Annotated in this window: 18 protein-coding genes; 9 read left to right on the top strand and 9 right to left on the bottom strand. The window is 71.1% G+C overall.

Annotation, left to right across the window (positions count from 1 at the left end; all coding sequences use genetic code 11):
* On the top strand, window positions 1–1,026 hold the full coding sequence (locus P3L51_RS16410) for a C40 family peptidase (RefSeq protein WP_354605961.1): 1,026 nt from the start codon (window positions 1–3) through the stop codon (window positions 1,024–1,026).
* A 243-nt stretch (window positions 1,027–1,269) separates the two neighbouring features.
* Window positions 1,270–2,547 carry a PP2C family protein-serine/threonine phosphatase gene (locus P3L51_RS16405; RefSeq protein WP_354605960.1) on the top strand — a complete coding sequence of 426 codons (1,278 nt, stop codon included), beginning with the start codon at window positions 1,270–1,272 and terminating at the stop codon, window positions 2,545–2,547.
* A gap of 46 nt (window positions 2,548–2,593) precedes the next feature.
* Here P3L51_RS16405 and P3L51_RS16400 read toward each other — a convergent pair whose 3' ends face one another.
* From P3L51_RS16400 to P3L51_RS16385, 4 genes are all read right to left on the bottom strand, one after another.
* Entirely contained in the window at window positions 2,594–2,932 is a 339-nt protein-coding gene (locus P3L51_RS16400; protein ID WP_354605959.1) for a DUF2516 family protein, read from the bottom strand.
* A gap of 123 nt (window positions 2,933–3,055) precedes the next feature.
* Window positions 3,056–3,721, bottom strand: a complete 666-nt coding sequence (locus P3L51_RS16395) for a hypothetical protein (protein ID WP_354605958.1) — start codon at window positions 3,719–3,721, stop codon at window positions 3,056–3,058.
* 17 nt (window positions 3,722–3,738) lie between these two features.
* Window positions 3,739–4,215 (bottom strand): helix-turn-helix domain-containing protein, encoded by a 477-nt coding sequence (locus P3L51_RS16390; RefSeq protein ID WP_354605957.1) that lies wholly within the window; start codon window positions 4,213–4,215, stop codon window positions 3,739–3,741.
* A 132-nt stretch (window positions 4,216–4,347) separates the two neighbouring features.
* Window positions 4,348–5,193, bottom strand: a complete 846-nt coding sequence (locus P3L51_RS16385; RefSeq protein ID WP_354605956.1) for a DUF6461 domain-containing protein — start codon at window positions 5,191–5,193, stop codon at window positions 4,348–4,350.
* A gap of 236 nt (window positions 5,194–5,429) precedes the next feature.
* On the opposite strand from P3L51_RS16385, the gene P3L51_RS16380 reads away from it, so the two are divergent.
* On the top strand, window positions 5,430–5,951 hold the full coding sequence (locus P3L51_RS16380; protein ID WP_354605955.1) for an AAA family ATPase: 522 nt from the start codon (window positions 5,430–5,432) through the stop codon (window positions 5,949–5,951).
* Between the two features lie 194 nt (window positions 5,952–6,145).
* Here P3L51_RS16380 and P3L51_RS16370 read toward each other — a convergent pair whose 3' ends face one another.
* Window positions 6,146–7,003 (bottom strand): helix-turn-helix transcriptional regulator, encoded by an 858-nt coding sequence (locus P3L51_RS16370; protein ID WP_354605954.1) that lies wholly within the window; start codon window positions 7,001–7,003, stop codon window positions 6,146–6,148.
* A gap of 85 nt (window positions 7,004–7,088) precedes the next feature.
* Between P3L51_RS16370 and P3L51_RS16365 the strand changes: the two genes are divergently transcribed.
* Together P3L51_RS16365 and P3L51_RS16360 are read left to right on the top strand one after the other, a co-directional pair.
* Window positions 7,089–7,874: an SDR family NAD(P)-dependent oxidoreductase gene (locus P3L51_RS16365; protein WP_354605953.1), complete on the top strand. Its 786-nt coding sequence runs from the start codon at window positions 7,089–7,091 to the stop codon at window positions 7,872–7,874.
* Between the two features lie 142 nt (window positions 7,875–8,016).
* Entirely contained in the window at window positions 8,017–8,217 is a 201-nt protein-coding gene (locus P3L51_RS16360) for an aromatic-ring hydroxylase C-terminal domain-containing protein (protein ID WP_435594462.1), read from the top strand.
* Window positions 8,218–8,230: 13 nt separating this feature from the next.
* On the opposite strand, the gene P3L51_RS16355 is transcribed toward P3L51_RS16360, so the two are convergent.
* The gene (locus P3L51_RS16355) at window positions 8,231–8,857 is read right to left on the bottom strand and encodes a TetR/AcrR family transcriptional regulator (protein ID WP_354605951.1); all 627 of its coding nucleotides are present in this window, start codon (window positions 8,855–8,857) and stop codon (window positions 8,231–8,233) included.
* A gap of 144 nt (window positions 8,858–9,001) precedes the next feature.
* On the opposite strand from P3L51_RS16355, the gene P3L51_RS16350 reads away from it, so the two are divergent.
* Window positions 9,002–9,778: an SDR family NAD(P)-dependent oxidoreductase gene (locus P3L51_RS16350; RefSeq protein WP_354605950.1), complete on the top strand. Its 777-nt coding sequence runs from the start codon at window positions 9,002–9,004 to the stop codon at window positions 9,776–9,778.
* A 120-nt stretch (window positions 9,779–9,898) separates the two neighbouring features.
* Here P3L51_RS16350 and P3L51_RS16345 read toward each other — a convergent pair whose 3' ends face one another.
* Complete coding sequence (locus tag P3L51_RS16345) at window positions 9,899–10,885, bottom strand: NAD(P)/FAD-dependent oxidoreductase (protein WP_354605949.1); 987 nt, start codon at window positions 10,883–10,885, stop codon at window positions 9,899–9,901.
* A 92-nt stretch (window positions 10,886–10,977) separates the two neighbouring features.
* Here P3L51_RS16345 and P3L51_RS16340 point away from each other — a divergent pair, with 92 nt between their 5' ends.
* From P3L51_RS16340 to P3L51_RS16330, 3 genes are all read left to right on the top strand, one after another.
* Window positions 10,978–11,556, top strand: a complete 579-nt coding sequence (locus tag P3L51_RS16340) for a helix-turn-helix domain-containing protein (protein ID WP_354605948.1) — start codon at window positions 10,978–10,980, stop codon at window positions 11,554–11,556.
* A gap of 95 nt (window positions 11,557–11,651) precedes the next feature.
* Entirely contained in the window at window positions 11,652–12,539 is an 888-nt protein-coding gene (locus P3L51_RS16335) for a class I SAM-dependent methyltransferase (protein ID WP_435594461.1), read from the top strand.
* 273 nt (window positions 12,540–12,812) lie between these two features.
* On the top strand, window positions 12,813–13,028 hold the full coding sequence (locus P3L51_RS16330) for a hypothetical protein (RefSeq protein ID WP_354605946.1): 216 nt from the start codon (window positions 12,813–12,815) through the stop codon (window positions 13,026–13,028).
* A gap of 145 nt (window positions 13,029–13,173) precedes the next feature.
* On the opposite strand, the gene P3L51_RS16325 is transcribed toward P3L51_RS16330, so the two are convergent.
* Together P3L51_RS16325 and P3L51_RS16320 are read right to left on the bottom strand one after the other, a co-directional pair.
* Window positions 13,174–14,088, bottom strand: coding sequence for a slipin family protein (locus tag P3L51_RS16325; RefSeq protein ID WP_354605945.1), 915 nt, complete (start codon window positions 14,086–14,088; stop codon window positions 13,174–13,176).
* Window positions 14,089–14,221: 133 nt separating this feature from the next.
* On the bottom strand, window positions 14,222–15,007 hold the full coding sequence (locus tag P3L51_RS16320; protein ID WP_354605944.1) for an SAM-dependent methyltransferase: 786 nt from the start codon (window positions 15,005–15,007) through the stop codon (window positions 14,222–14,224).
* Between the last annotated feature and the right edge of the window lie 4 nt (window positions 15,008–15,011).

Raw genomic sequence — 15,011 nt, 5'->3', positions numbered from 1 at the left:
ATGTGTATAAGAGACAGCCCACCGGTGGCGCCCCGGCCCTTCGACCGGTCCCTGCCGCCGGGTGCGGACGGCAAGGCCCCCGGCGCGGACGACTCGAAGCTCGAAGCGGTGCGGAGGAAGATCGACGGGCTGTACGGCAGGGCGGCCTCGGCCACCGACGCGTACAACCTCGCCGAGGAGCGCGCCGACAACCAGTCGGCCGAACTGGTCAGGCTGTCGAGCGAGATCGTCGGCGGCCAGGTCCGGATCGACAGGCTCAAGCGGCAGGCCGGCGCCGCGGCCCGCGCGCAGTACCGCGACGGGGGACTGCCGCCCGAGGCCCGGCTGCTGCTCACCGACGACCCTCAGCTGTTCCTCGACGGCGCGGGCCGCGTCCAGCGGGGCCAGAAGGCGACCAAGGACCTCCTCGGTCAAATGACCGAGGCGCAGGACAACTTGACGGCGTACACGAAGAAGGCCGGTGCCGAGTGGACCAAGCTCGAAGCGAGCCGGGTCAAGCAGGCGAAGGCGAAGAAAGAGATCAACCAGAAGATAAAGGCCGCCAAGAAGATCGAGGCGGGGCTGGAGAAGGAGGAGCGCGACCGGCTGCTGATGCTGGAGCAGCAGGACGCGGCGAAGGAGCAGGAGGCCTGGTTGGGTTCGGGCGCGCTCAAGGACATCAACGGCAAGGCGAGCGCCCAGGGCAAGGAAGCGATCGCGTACGCGACGGCGCAGATCGGCAAGCCGTACGTGTGGGGCGCCGAGGGCCCGGCGTCGTTCGACTGCTCGGGGCTGACCTCCGAGGCGTGGCGGGCGGCCGGCAAGGTCATCCCGCGCACCTCGCAGGAACAGTGGAGGCTGCTCCCCCGTATCCCCGTCGCGCAGATGCGGCCCGGCGATCTGATCATCTACCACCAGGACGCGAGCCATGTCGGCATGTACGTGGGCGACGGCTCCATCGTCCACGCGCCGCGGCCGGGCCGACAGGTCACGCTGACGGGAGCGGGCTCGATGCTGATCCTCGGGGTCGTCAGGCCGGACAAGTAGGACCGGACAAGCGGGGGCCTCGCGACTCCTCGCACGTGATGTTTGTCATGGCCGTTTCGGCTCCCGCGGCGGGCCGATCGTGCCGGATGCGTGGCGGGAAGCGGCATATGGCGCGGGATCTTCTCCGTACGGCGTTCCGTACGCCATTCCTTTCGGGCGTCGGCTACCGCTAGGGTCCCGGTCGGTGGGACGTCGATCGGCGTTCCACCGCGCCCTCGGGGGGAGGGAAGGACTCACAGACCGATGGCCGTACCTGTACCGGTGCCGCGACAGCGCACCGGCTCGACAGTCGAGAGTGCGCCCGCCCCGGAGACCTCCGGCGGAGGCGGCGACCTCACGCTCCTCGTCATCGAGGACGATCCCGCGGGCACCTTCAGCGCACCGGAACTTCCCGACGCGGCGGGCACCCGGGTCCGTATCCGCACCGCGCGCAACCTCACCGAGGCAGAGCGGCTGCTCACCGACGACATCCAGTGCATCCTGGTGGATCTCGCGCTGCCGGGCCGGTACGAGGGCGACCTCGACGGCCTCGCGCCGCTCAAGCACGTGCTGCGGCTCGCGCCCCGCCACGCCGTTCTCGCGCTGGCCGCCGAAGGCGACAGCGAGCGTGCCGCCGCGGCGGTGCGCGTGGGCGCGCAGGACTATCTCTTCCGCGACGAGCTGGACAGCCGGCTGCTGAGCCGCGCCATCCGCTACGCCGTCGAACGCAAGCGCGCGGACGTCGCGCAGCGCCAGCTCACCGAGTCCCGGCTGCGGGCGCAGGAGAACGCCCGGCTGGAGCGCGGTCTGCTGCCCACACCGCTCCTCCAGGGGTCGAACCTGCGTTTCGCCTCCAGATACCGGCCCGGCCGCTCCCGTGCGCTGCTCGGCGGTGACTTCTACGACACGGTCCGTACGCCCGACGGCACGGTCCACGTGATGATCGGCGACGTCTGCGGCCACGGCCCGGACGAGGCCGCGCTGGGTGTGGAGCTGCGTATCGCCTGGCGGGCGCTGACCTTCGCCGGGCTCAGCGGGGACATTCTGCTCTCGACGCTCCAGAAGGTGCTGGAGCACGAGCGGGAGAGCGAGGAGATCTTCGCGACCCTCTGCACGGTCGACATCGCGCCGGACGGCCGGCGGGCGGGCCTCTGCCTGGCCGGCCATCCGTCCCCGCTGGTCGTCCGCGCCGGCCGGGTGCCCGAGCTGCTGCCGTACGACGAGGGCGGCCCCGCCCTCGGCCTGCTGCCGCGCGCCCGCTGGCCGCGCCGCGAGGTCGAGCTGGGTGAGGCGTGGAGTCTGATGATGTACACGGACGGGCTGATAGAGGGCCGCGTCGGGGCGGGTACGAAACAGCGGCTCGGTCAGGACGGCATGGTCGACATGATCACCGGCCTGCTGGCGCGGGGCCTGAACGGCGAGGAACTGCTGGAGGCGGCGGTGGCTCAGGTGCGGGAGCTGAACGGCGGCGAACTGACGGACGACGTGGCCGTACTGCTGCTGGACCGCGGGCGGGTGGCGGAGCGAGCGGTCACCGCCTGAGGTCCGAGCGGGCGGACCGTACGTCCCCGCTCAGCGGCTCGACGACTCAGCGACCACCGTTGTACGGCCCGTACGGCCCGTCGCTGCTGGAGCCGCCGCTCCGGCGTCCCCCACCGCCGCCGCCGACCTGCTTGATCGCGGGGCGCACATCGACGAAGTACACGATGATCGCGATCAGCCCGATGATCGGCAGGAACGACAGCAGCGGGAAGATCAGGCTCACCACGAGGGCGATGCCGAGAATGATCAGCCAGAACGGCTTGGTCTGCTTGTCCGCGGCACGGAAGGCGTCCTCACGCCGGATGAACGCGTCGACCAGCGCGAAGGCGCCGAACACGGTCACCGGGATGCTCAACAGCGCCACAAGCCCGTCGAAGCCAGCCATCAACACGTTGCCCACCGCCCGTTTCTGTCCGAATCATGTGCCGCCAAGGTACCCGTACAACGGTCCGGACACCGCTGTGGTGCCCGGACCGTTGTATTGGCCGAGGTCGCACCGGCCGACGTGCTACTTGCTCGCGGGCGGGGTGGCCTTCTTGGCCGTGGCCGGCTTGCGGGTGGGGGGCGTCTTGCGCGCGGCGGGCTTGGCACCGGTGGCCTTGGCCTCCGGCTTCGCCTTGGCGGCCGCGGGCTTGGCGGCCGCAGGCTTCGCGGCTGCGGGCTTCGCGGGGGCCGGCTTGACCGGAGCCGACTTGGCCGCGGGCTTGGCGGTCTGCTTCGTCTGGGGCTCGACGGCGATGGCGATCTCCGTCATCTCGTCCGCGGCCTCGCCCCGCCAGGTCCGTACGGAGTGCTCGCCGCGCTCGGCGACCTTCTCGTACGTCTCACGGGCCCTGACCGCGTACTCCGCGGCCACGCCCACGCCCCGCAGCGCGAGATCCTGAGCGGTCTCGCCCAGCTTCTTCAGGTCGGTGTCGAGCGACCCGAGAACCTCGGTGACCTTGGACTGGACGGTCGTCTGCGCTTCCTTGGCCTGCGAGGCGACCTTGTCCTGGACGATCTTGGGGTCGGCGTTGCGTACCGCGTCGATACGGCCCGGGGCCTCCGCGCGGAGCTGCTCGATCAGCCCGGGAACCTTCTTGGCCTGCTCGACGGCGAGATCCGCCGTACCGGCCGCGAAGTAGAGGGGGGTCGGGTCGCTGAACGTCTTGCGCAGGTCATCGGCGATGGCCATGACTGTGGTCCTCCGGATCAGTGTGAGGGTGGGGTGGCAGCACCGCCGCCGGCCGTACCGGACGTGTCCTCGTCGGCGTCCCCGCTACCGGTACCGGCGCCCTTACCGGCCGATTCCGCGGTCACCGTCGCTTCCGTGCTCGTCGCGCCGAGCCCGTTCTCCTTGCGGAAGGACTCGTAGATCTGCAGGAGCACCTGCTTCTGCCGCTCGTCTATCGACGGGTCGGCGAGGATGACGGCTCGCGTCTCCAACTCCTCGCGCTCCCGCTCGTCGAGCATCCCGGCCTGCACGTACAGCGTCTCGGCGGAGATCCGCAGCGCCTTGGCGAGCTGCTGCAGGATGTCCGCGCTCGGCTTGCGCAGACCGCGTTCGATCTGGCTGAGATACGGATTGGACACCCCGGCGGCTTCGGAGAGCTGCCGCAACGACAGCTGCGCGTTGCGCCGCTGCTCGCGCAGATACTCACCGAGATTGCCGACGTTGAGTGATGCCATGACTCCAGGGTGCCCACTCTTGCTAACTTTTGCAAGCACCCGCTTGCAAAAGTGTTCCACCCGACACGGCGGCCGTCCGTGCGCGGACGGCTCCCTCCGGTGGTGTCCCGTCTCAGGCCACCCGCTCCGATCTCACCGCACCTGATCCGATGCGGGCCCGCCTTCCACGACTCCGCTGGTGCGGAGCGGGGTGAGACCTCGGCCGGAGCTGCTGTGGCGTGTCTGGCGTTCCCACCACTGGGGGTCGGTGGCCTGCTCGTATTCGCCGCGCAGACCAGCCGGTATCAGGCGCAGGCGTTCGTCGGGGAGAGGTCTGCCGTGAGCTGCGGCCCACGCGGAGATCTCCACGAAGTCGGGGGCCGGTGAGCCCATGATCGCGTATACGGGAAGGGAGTCCTCGGTGAGTACGGTGCGGGGCAGGGAGAGGCCGAAGCGTTCCTCGAAGACGGCCAGGCCGAGGCGTCCGCGATCGCCGTAGTCATCGATGCCGGAATCGCGGTAGTTCTCTCCGTCGGGGTGCAGGATTCCGGCCGCCACGAGGTCGGGCAGGAGCAGGTCGGGCTCGTGACCGTTGCGGTGGCGCTCGTCGCACAGCCCAAATCCGCAGAGGGTGCGGCCGTCGCGCGCGTAACCGACGGTCGTGGGTGGGTGCTCCGAGTTGTAGTGGTAGTGGACGGCTTCCACGCCGGCGCGTGAGACCTCATCCAGTCGGTCGAGGTAGGGGCCGTATGTGATGGCGAACGTCCAGCCGGCGTGCTCGCCGACGCGGACCACGGCGCTGCTCGGCCCACGGTCGGGATAGGCGTCGATGTCAAGATCGGTCATCTCGGCGTCGGTCATCGGTTCCGCCCTCGCCCCGCGCGGCGCCCCCATACGAAGCGCCAGTTCCTCGGCGTCGATGCCGCGGGCGAAGTGCACATCCAGCATCCACCCGGAACTCGCCGTCGCGCCGACCATCCACTGAATGCCGTCGTCCACGTGCTCTCCCTCCGGAAACGAACAGGCCCCCTGCCTGTTCGAGATGACCTTATGGCGACCCTCTGACATCCCGGCCGCCCCTTGGCCTTGCCCTGCACGCGGCTCGGGGTTCGGGGTTCGGGGTTCACGGTTCGGGGTTCGGGGTTCGTCGGCAGGAGCGGAGGCGTACCCGTACGTTGGACCGGGTATGCGCGATCGGCACCTCACGCGGACCGTCGACCGCTAGCGTCGGGCCCATGATCGTATGGCTCAACGGCACCCACGGCGCGGGCAAGACGACGACCAGTGCGCTCGTGCAGCGACTCCTCCCGGATTCACGGGTGTTCGACGCCGAGAAGGTCGGCGAGACACTCATGGACATCACGCCCGGACTGCCGCGGACGGACAACTTCCAGCACTGGCCGCCGTGGCGGCCACTCGTGGTCGAGACCGCCCGTCGCGTACTCGACTACACCGGCGGCACCCTGGTGATGCCCATGACTGTCCTGGTCGAGGAGTACTGGCGAGAGATCAGCGCAGGACTCGCGCAACATGCCATCCCGGTAAGGCACTTCGTCCTCCACGCCGATCAGGACACCCTCCGGGGGCGTATCGACGGGGACACCGTTCTTGGCCCCTCCACCTTCCGTCTCGAATACCTTGAGCCCTACGCCGAGGCGGCCCGCACCTGGCTGCACAGCGAGGCCGAGGTCGTCGACACCACGCACCTCACGCCCGCCGAGGCCGCCCAGCGGATCGCGGAGGCCGTCAAGGGCTGAGGCCTACCCGCCCACGGGAATCTCCGCCGGCGGAACCGGGTTGGCCGCCGCGACGACGATTGCCGGCAGCTGGACCGCGGTCCGCCGTGGGAGGGGCCGGAGCCTTGATCCGCGGCCTGGAGCGGGAACTCGGCGTGGAGCTGTTCGCCCGTACGCCGACCGGGCCGGTGCCCACGATCACGGGAAGGACCGGCTCAGAGCGATCCGCTCGCGTTGACGCTCTCGGTTCCCAGTACGTTCAGCAGAGCCAGAGCCTCGGCGTCACGGGATCCGACCGGCGCGCTGTAGAGCACGAGGTTCTGGTCGCGGTCCGTGAGGGCGAGCGAGTCGCAGTCGACGGTGATCTCCCCGACGGCCGGGTGACGGAACGTCTTCGTGAGCATCTGCGCGGCCTGCACGTCGTGCCGCTCCCAGAGCCGGGCGAACTCGGGGCTGCCGTCGAGGAGTTCGTCGACGAGCCCGGTGACCGCGGGGTCGGACGGGTACCGGGCGAGGGTGGACCGGAGCCCCATGACGACATGGTGCCGGAACTCCGCGGCGTCGGAGACCCCGTACAGCGGCGTATCGGCGCGCGGCGACGCGAGGAACGCACGGCGAGCGAGATTGCGGTCCTGCGGGGCGAGTTCGGCGAAATCCTCCATGAGCGCGGCCGCGAGATGGTTCCACGCCAGCACCTCGAACGCGGCGGATGTCACGAAGGCGGCCGTCTGCGGCAGCCGTTCGAGGAGCGCGAGGATGCTGGGGCGGACGTCGCGCCGATGGGTGCCGGTACGGTTCGGCGCGGTGCCCGCGAGGGCGTGGAGGTGATCGGACTCGGCGTCCGTGAGCCGCAGCGCGCCTCCGATCCCTGCGAGCACCTCGCCCGACGGGCGCGGCGCCCTGCCCTGCTCCAGCCGGACGTAGTACTCCGTGGAGATGTGCGCGAGCACCGCCACCTCCTCACGGCGCAGACCCGGCGTCCGGCGTCGCGAGCCCGAGGGGAGGCCGACGTCCTCGGGCCGGAGCCGCTCGCGGCGGCTACGGAGAAACGCTCCCAGCTCCTGCTTGTCCATACCCCCAGTCTGCGCGCCGCGCGGCGGCGGATCCTGGTACCGGCTGTGCCTGTATCCGGATCCGGGCCGCCGCGAGGCTGTCGGTATGACGAACAACATCGACACCACCCCCATCGGACTGCTCACCGGCAAGGTCGTGCTCATCACCGGCGCCAGCCGGGGCATCGGGGCGGCAGCGGCCCGCCTCTTCGCCGCCGAGGGCGCCGCCGTCGTGCTCGCCGCCCGGGGCACCGACGCACTCGACCGCATCGTCACCGAGATCCGCGCCGAGGGAGGCGTGGCCGACGCCGTCACCCTGGACCTCGCCGACCGTACGAGCGTCCGCGCGGCGGTCGACCGCGTCGAGGAACTGCACGGCAGGCTCGACGGCGCCTTCAACAACGGCGCGGCCATCCAGCGTCGGCCCGGCCCGCTCGACACCACCACCGACGAAGACATCGACGAGCAGTTCGCCGTGAACTTCCGCTCGCACTGGACCGCCATGACCGCCGAGGCCGCGCTCATGCGCCGGGGCGGCGGCGGGGCGATCGTCAACACCTCAAGCATCGGCAGCCGCCGCGCGAACCCGGAGCTTCCCGCGTACGGCGCGATGAAGCGCGCGCTCAACAGCATCACCGAGACCGCCGCGGTCAGCTGGGCCCGTGACGGCATCCGGGTGAACGGCATCACCCCCGGCGGCACCGCGACGGAGATGATCGACTCGTGGGAGGCGGCGTCCCCGGGCCTTGTCGAGCGCCTGGAGCAGGCCATCCCGCTCGGCCGCATGGCCGAGCCCCGCGAGGTCGCCGAGGCGGCGGCGTGGCTGCTCAGCGACCGGGCCTCGATGGTGACCGGCGCGCTGGTGCCGGTGGACGGCGGCGCCGGCGCCTGAACGGGACGGCCCGTCCGCCGGTGGTGACTCCGGAGTGCGGAACGGGGTGCGGCAGCCGCGCATGGGTTGAGGTCTCGGCGCGACCGCCCGTCCCGGCGATCAGAAGTTGACACGAACACTGTTCGCACATAGAACAGTGTTCGTGCGCGGGCACGGAGTGACCGACGAACACGCGGCGCCGACAGGGGTGTTGGTACGTCCTGACGGGGTGGTCGCCTGGGCCTCGGACGCGACCGACGCGACCGGCACCACCGGCACCGCTGCCGTCGCCGGCCTCGAAGCCGCTCCGCGCCGGTGGACCGGTGCGCCGTCGTCCTCACCCGAGCAGGAGCGGCTGGGCTGAGTCCCTTCCCGGATCAGGCCGCCGGCGGCTGTCCGCCGCCGCGATCGGTGCGACGGGCGCCCGCGAAGATGGTCACCATGCTCGCCACCTCGTCGGTGACGCTCTGGCGCCACACGTGCCGCCCCTGGCGGCAGCGGCCGGAGATGATGCCGTGGAGCGCGGTCCACAGTTGTTCGGCCCGTTCCAGGGTGTCGGCCTCGTCGGCGGTGGGGTCGGCCGCTCGTAGGTCCTGGGCCATGGCGGCGGTGCGGTCCTCCATCCAGGTGCGGACGGCGTCGGTCTCCTTCAGCCAGTCGACGCTTTCGAAGACCAGTTGGTACGGCCCCGGATGCGCCAGCGCCCAGTCGACGTACGTCTGCGCGAAGGCGTCCAGGCGGTTCCGCGGCCCGGTGGCGGCCTCGATCGCCGCCTCGGCCCTGTCCCGGGCCTCGGTGAAGTGCTGTTCGAGCACGGCCTCGATGAGTGCCGTCCATGAGTCGAAGTGCAGGTAGACGGCGGTCGCCGAGACGCCGCAGGCTCGGGCCACGGCCCGCAGCGACGGGGCGGGGGTCGGGCGCGGTTCCCGTAGGAGTGCCGAGGCGGCATCGATCAGGGCCTGCCGCAGGTCACGGCCGCCCTTGTCCGCTGTGCCGACGGTCATCCGCCATCCTCCGCACGTCTTTCGCGCTTGGCCCGCGCTTGCTCCGCGCTTCGGTTGGCGCCTCTTCCGGCCTTGCTGGTTAACGGGTGTCAATGTACCGTGCCGACCGTGGACTTAACACCTGTCAACTCAAGAGGAGCAGTCATGCCGAGGACCACGGTCGTCACCGGAGCGAGTTCGGGCATGGGCGAGGAGTTCGCCCGCCGCTTCGCGCGACAGGGCGACGACGTGGTCCTGGTGGCCCGGCGCCTGGAACGGCTCGAAGACCTCGCGGCGGAGTTGCGGGAGCGGTACGCGGTGACGGTGACGCCCGTCGCCCTGGACCTCACCGGGCCCCGGCCGGGCTCCGTGCTGCGCGCCCGGCTCGCCGAACGGGGCGTCGTCGCGGGCGCGTTGGTGAACTGCGCGGGCTACGGCCGGACCGAACCGTTCGCACAGGCCGACGCGGACGACGTCGCCCGGCAGATCGCCGTGGACGTCACCGCCCTGACCGATCTGACGAAGGCGTTCTGGCGCGACCTGCTCGACGCCGAAGCGGGTCTGCTGATCAACGTGGCCAGCCTGACCGGCTACGCGCCCATGCCCGGAATGGCCGTCTACGCGGCGGCGAAGGCCTTCGTGCTCTCCTTCACCGAAGCCCTGTGGGCCGAGACCCGCGACAGCCGGCTTCGCGTCCTGTGCCTGTCACCGGGCCCCACCAGCAGCGAGTTCTACCAGGCCTCGGGCACCCCCACCGGGGGCGTCCGCTTCCAGACCCCCGAGCAAGTCGTCGACAGCGCCTTCCGCGCCCTGGGCACCGGCCGCCCCACCGTCGTGTCGGGGCGCGCCAACGCCCTTGCCGCCGCCCTGATGCACACCCTGCCCAGAAGGTTCGTGCTCGCCCTCACGGCACGCCGGGCCCCGAAACCGTCCGGACCCTGACACCACCGCCGACGAGCCGGCCGACGCGGCCCGTACCGGCTCCGGCCCCTGTCGAGTCCGCGGCCTCCTCGGCAAGCGGGGCGGACGTGCGCGCGTGCGCGCGGCGCCGAAGGCCGGCGGTTAGCGCGTGTCCTGCCGCGCGGCGGCGAGGGCCGCGTCCGTGTCGGCCGTGGCCAGGTCGGCGTTGATGTGTGCGCCGGCCAGGGCGCCCGCGGCGGCGGAGGCGCCGACCTGGGCGGCCGGGTCGGTGGCGTTGCCGGCCACCCATACGCCCGGGACCCGCGTGGTCCCGGCCGTGCCGGTGGCGAAGTGGCGGCCCATGCCGCCCGGCAGGTCCTCCATCGGCAGATTCAGACCGGCCAGGCCGTCGGTACGGGCCACCATGCCGGTCGCCACCGCGACGACGCGGCGGGCCACGAACCGCCCGTCGGTCAGCCGCACGCCCGCGATGTCGCCGTCCTGGGTGGACTCGACCGCTGCCACCGGGGTGTCGACGACGCGGATGCCGCGGGCGGCGAAGCGCGCCCGGGTCTCCTCGTCCGGGCCGGTGCCGCGGGTGAAGTAGACGAGGTCGTCGGTCAACTGCCGGAACAGCAGGGCGTGGTGGACGGACGCCGGGCCGACGGCCAGGATCCCGATCGGTTCGTCGCGCACCTCCCAGCCGTGGCAGTACGGGCAGTGCACCACACCGTGCCCCCAGTGCTGGGCCAGCCCGGGAACGTCGGGCAGTACGTCGCGCAGTCCGGTGGCGACCAGCAGCCGGCGCGCCCGCAGGGCGCCGCCGTCGGCGAGCGTGACGGTGAAGCGCGGATCACCCTCGGCGGAGGGGTCGGCCGGGGCGGCGCCGATCACTTCGCCGGCCATCACCTCGCCGCCGTAGCCGCGCACCTCCTCGCGCCCCCGGCGCAGCAGGTCCGCCGGCGGAACGCCCTCCTGGCCGAGGAGGCCGTGCACGCCGTCGGCGGGCGCGTTGCGGGGCGTACCGCCGTCGATCACGACGACGGAGCGGCGGGAGCGGGCGAGCATCAGCGCGCCGTTCAGGCCCGCGGCGCCGCCGCCGATCACGACGGCGTCAACGGTCTCGTGCTCAACAGTCGTTACGGGCATGACGTACGTCTCCTCGCGGTGGGCGGGCCCCGAGCGAACCCTCGTACGACCACACTTGGCACCGTTTGCGCATGACGCATAAGATGTTGCCTATGACGCAAGACGATGGAGATCTGGACAGCCTGGTACGCAAACGGGTCCGCGCCCTGCGCGTGGCGCAGGGCTTGTCCCTGGACGAGCTGGCCACCCGCGCCCGCCTCAGCCCTTCCACGCTCAGCCGGATCGAGAACGGTCAGCGCCGCCTCGCTCTCGACCAGCTCGTCACCCTCGCCCGCGCCCTGGACACCACCCTCGACCAACTGGTCGAGACGGCCACGGACGACGTCATCTCCAGCCCGACGATCGACTCCGCACGCCAGCAAATGCGCTGGCCCGTCCGGGCGGACCCCGGCCTGACCGTCATCCGTCAGCGCATGACGGACCCACCGCCCGACAGCCCCTCCGGCATGCGCGCCCACCCGGGCCGCGAATGGCTCGTCGTCCTCTCCGGCACCGCCGTCCTGCTCCTGGGCAACCGGCGCCTGCGGGTGGAGACCAACCAGGCCGCCGAGTTCCCCACGATGCTGCCGCACGCGATCGGCGCCGAAGGGGGACCGTGCGAGATCCTCGGCATCTTCGACCGCGATGCCCGCAGGGGCCACCAACGCAACGACGACAGCCCGTCGCGCTGACGGCCGCTTGCGCGGCGAGCAGGCCAGACGCCGCCTTCTTGCTGTTCCGGGAAGCGACCGGGCGGCACGCTCATGATCCTTTTAACGTGGGCGCCATGACACACGCCGCGCACGACGCCGACGCCCACGTCCACGCACACACCGACGCCCACGTCCACGCACACACCGACGCCCCCGGCCAGGACGACCAAGCGGAGATCCTCGACCTGGACGCCGAGGTGCTGGCCGAACACATCGCCTCCATCACCGCATGGCTGCCCGTCAAAGCCGACCCCCGCCACATCGTGGATCTGGGCTGCGGAACCGGGGCCGGCACCCTCGCCCTGCTCAAGCGCTTCCCCGAGGCCGAGGTGACCGCCGTCGACACCTCGACCAGCCACCTGAACCGCCTGCGGCACAAGGCCGGGGCAGCCGGTCTCACCGATCGGGTACGCATCGTTCAAGCCGACCTCGACGGGGCCTGGCCGGAGCTCGGCACGCCCGAACTCGTATGGGCGTCAGCCTCCATGCACCACATGGCCGACCCCGACCGCACCCTGCGCGAGGTCCACGAAACGCTGGCCCCCGGCGGGCTGTTCGCCGTCGTCGAACTGGCGGGCTTCCCGCGCTTCCTGCCCGAAGATGCCCCGGCGGACCGTCCCGGACTCGAAGAACGCTGCCACACGGCGATCGACCGCCACCATTCCGAGCACCTGCCCCACCGTGGCGCCGACTGGGGCCCCAAGCTGACCGCCGCCGGCTTCACCGTCGAGGGCGAACGCACCATCACCGTCAACCTGGGTCCGCCCCACACCGAGGCCGTCGGCCGCTACGCGCTCAGCAGCCTGACCCGCTTGCGGGGCGGCGTCGCCGAGGACCTGACGCCCGAAGACCTCACCGCGCTCGACCGACTGCTCGACACCGCGAGCCCCCACAGCATCCTGCGCCGCGACGACCTGACGGTGCGCACCGAGCGCACGGTGTGGGCGGCACGCCGTCTCTGAACACCGGTACTCCGCACGGCACTTGGCCCGCCCGCACGGGCGTCCCCACCTGCGACAAGGGGCCGTGTGACCGCTCCGGACGGAGCAGAACAACGGCCGGGGCCCAGGGCCTGCCGTCCGGATCTTTCCACCGCCCGACTTCGGCCAGATCCGCGGGACACGCGGGGAGGCGGGCACCGGATCCGGCCATCGACGGCGGGACGTATTGCCCGCCTTGTGCGGCTGTGCGAAGTTGCCGTCGAGTAAGAGACCGGACCAAAGGGGGAGAATCGTATGCGTACCAGAATCTGGGCCGTAGGCGTGGCGCTGGGAGCCGTCATGCTCGCCGGGGGTGCCGTCGCGGCACCCGCCTCGGCCGCCGCGTCAGCACCCGTCCTCGTCGGTTACTACGACACCATCGACGAGTGCTTCGAGGTGGGTCAGACACAGGTCGGCGAGCACGCGTGCGTCCGCACCGGCGCCAGGTGGGCACTGTACGTCTACCCGTAACGGAGCGGATGTCGTCCTTCGCCGCAGCCGTTCCGGACGGAAGCGCAGACGGGCGGGCGGACGGTTCTCGCCGTCCGCCCGCCCGTCCGCCCGCCCGTCCGCCCGCCCGTCCGTCCGCCCCGCTCACCGCGCGAGCACGACCGGTTCAGACGGTCTGCTTCTCCCGTCCCTGCGATTCCTGCCCCTGTTCCTGTTCCTGCTTCTTCTCCTTCTCCTTCTCGTTCTCCTTCGCTTCGGGAGTCGGAGTCGGAGCCGCCTGTACGGCGCCCGAGACCGCCTGCACGGCCTGCGCCGCCTCGGCGGGCGTGGCGCGTTCGAGGAAGCGGAGCAGTTCGACGGGGAAGGGCAGAACGAGCGTGGAGTTCTTCTCCGCGGCGACAGCCACCACGGTCTGCAGCAGCCTCAGTTGAAGCGCGGCGGGCTGGCCGGCCATCTGGCGGGCCGCCTCGGAGAGCTTCTTCGACGCCTGTAGCTCCGCGTCCGCGTTGATCACCCGCGCGCGGCGCTCACGGTTCGCCTCGGCCTGGCGCGCCATCGACCGCTTCATGGTCTCCGGCAACGACACGTCCTTGATCTCGACCCGGTCGATCTGCACGCCCCAGCCGACGGACGGGCTGTCGATCATCAGCTCCAGGCCCTGGTTCAGCTTCTCGCGGTTCGAGAGCAGATCGTCCAGCTCGCTCTTACCGATGATCGACCGCAACGACGTCTGTGCCATCTGCGACACCGCGAACCGGTAGTCCTCGACACGGATCAGCGCTTCCGCCGCGTCGACCACCTTGAAGTAGATGACCGCGTCCACGCGCACGGTGACGTTGTCGCGCGTGATGCCGTCCTGCGCGGGGACGGGCATCGTCACGATCTGCATGTTGACCTTGCTCAGCCTGTCCACGAACGGGACGATCAGCGTGAACCCTGGCCCTCGGATGCCCTCGCGCAGCCGGCCGAGACGGAAGACCACGCCTCGTTCGTACTGCTTGACGACCCGGGCGGCTGCCAGCGCGTAGATCGCGCACGCGCATATCACCGCTATGACCGCTACGACCACTTCCTCGCCCATGATCAACCCCTGACGCCGGATCGAGGTATCAATACCCACGATATGCCTCAAATGCCCTAATGGTCGATCGCTGCCGAGCCTCCCCGGCGACCGCGACCGCCTCCCACCGGACAGGAACGGGGGCCGACTGCGCCTACTCCGTGGGGAGCAGGGGCTTCCGCGCGACGAATCCCCACTGGTCCACGGGCTCGGGTGCCGGTTCGGTCGGGTGCCAGAGGGAGATGGGGCCGACCGGGGCGAGGAATTCGAGGCCGGTACCGGCGGGCTCCAGTTGGGCGGCCGTGCGGAGATGGACCGGCGGGCCGCCGCCCGCCGCGTACGCCGCGGCCGCCGCCCGCATGTCCGGGGTGTCGAACGAGTCGCAGATGGCGAGATAGCTGCCGGGCGCCATGGCGCGCATGTAGCGCCGGGCGATCTCGCTCGCCTCAGCGGGGTCCTCGATGTGCCCGAGCATGGACAGCATCAGGACCGTGACGGGCCGGTCCAGGTCGAGGATCTTGCGGGCTTCGTCGAGGACTTCCTGGACGTCGCGGACGTCGGCGTCCACATAGTTGACGGCGCCTTCGGGGGATCCGATGGTCTTCAGCGCGCGTGCGTGTTCGAGGACGGTCGGGTCGTTGTCGACGTACACGATCCGCGCGCTCTTCTCGATGGCCTGCGCGACCTGGTGGGTGTTCGGATCGACGGGCAGCCCGGTGCCCAGATCGAGGAACTGCGCGATGCCCGCCCGTGCGGTGTGGTCCACGACCCGCTCCAGAAAGGCCCGTGAGGCGCGGGCCGCCGCCGGGACAACGGGGAAACTGAGCCCGATCGCGTCGGCCAGTTCCTTGTCCGCCTCCGTGTAGATCCGGCCCCCGCCCAGGCAGCACCAGGTGCCCGCCGACGACGGGCCTTTCGGCTGAAGGTCGCGCTCGCTCATATAA

The sequence above is a fragment of the Streptomyces panacea genome (genome assembly GCF_040560175.1).
In the GTDB taxonomy this organism is placed as follows: Bacteria; Actinomycetota; Actinomycetes; order Streptomycetales; family Streptomycetaceae; genus Streptomyces; species Streptomyces panacea.
This window is presented reverse-complemented; position numbering and strand designations above follow the sequence as displayed.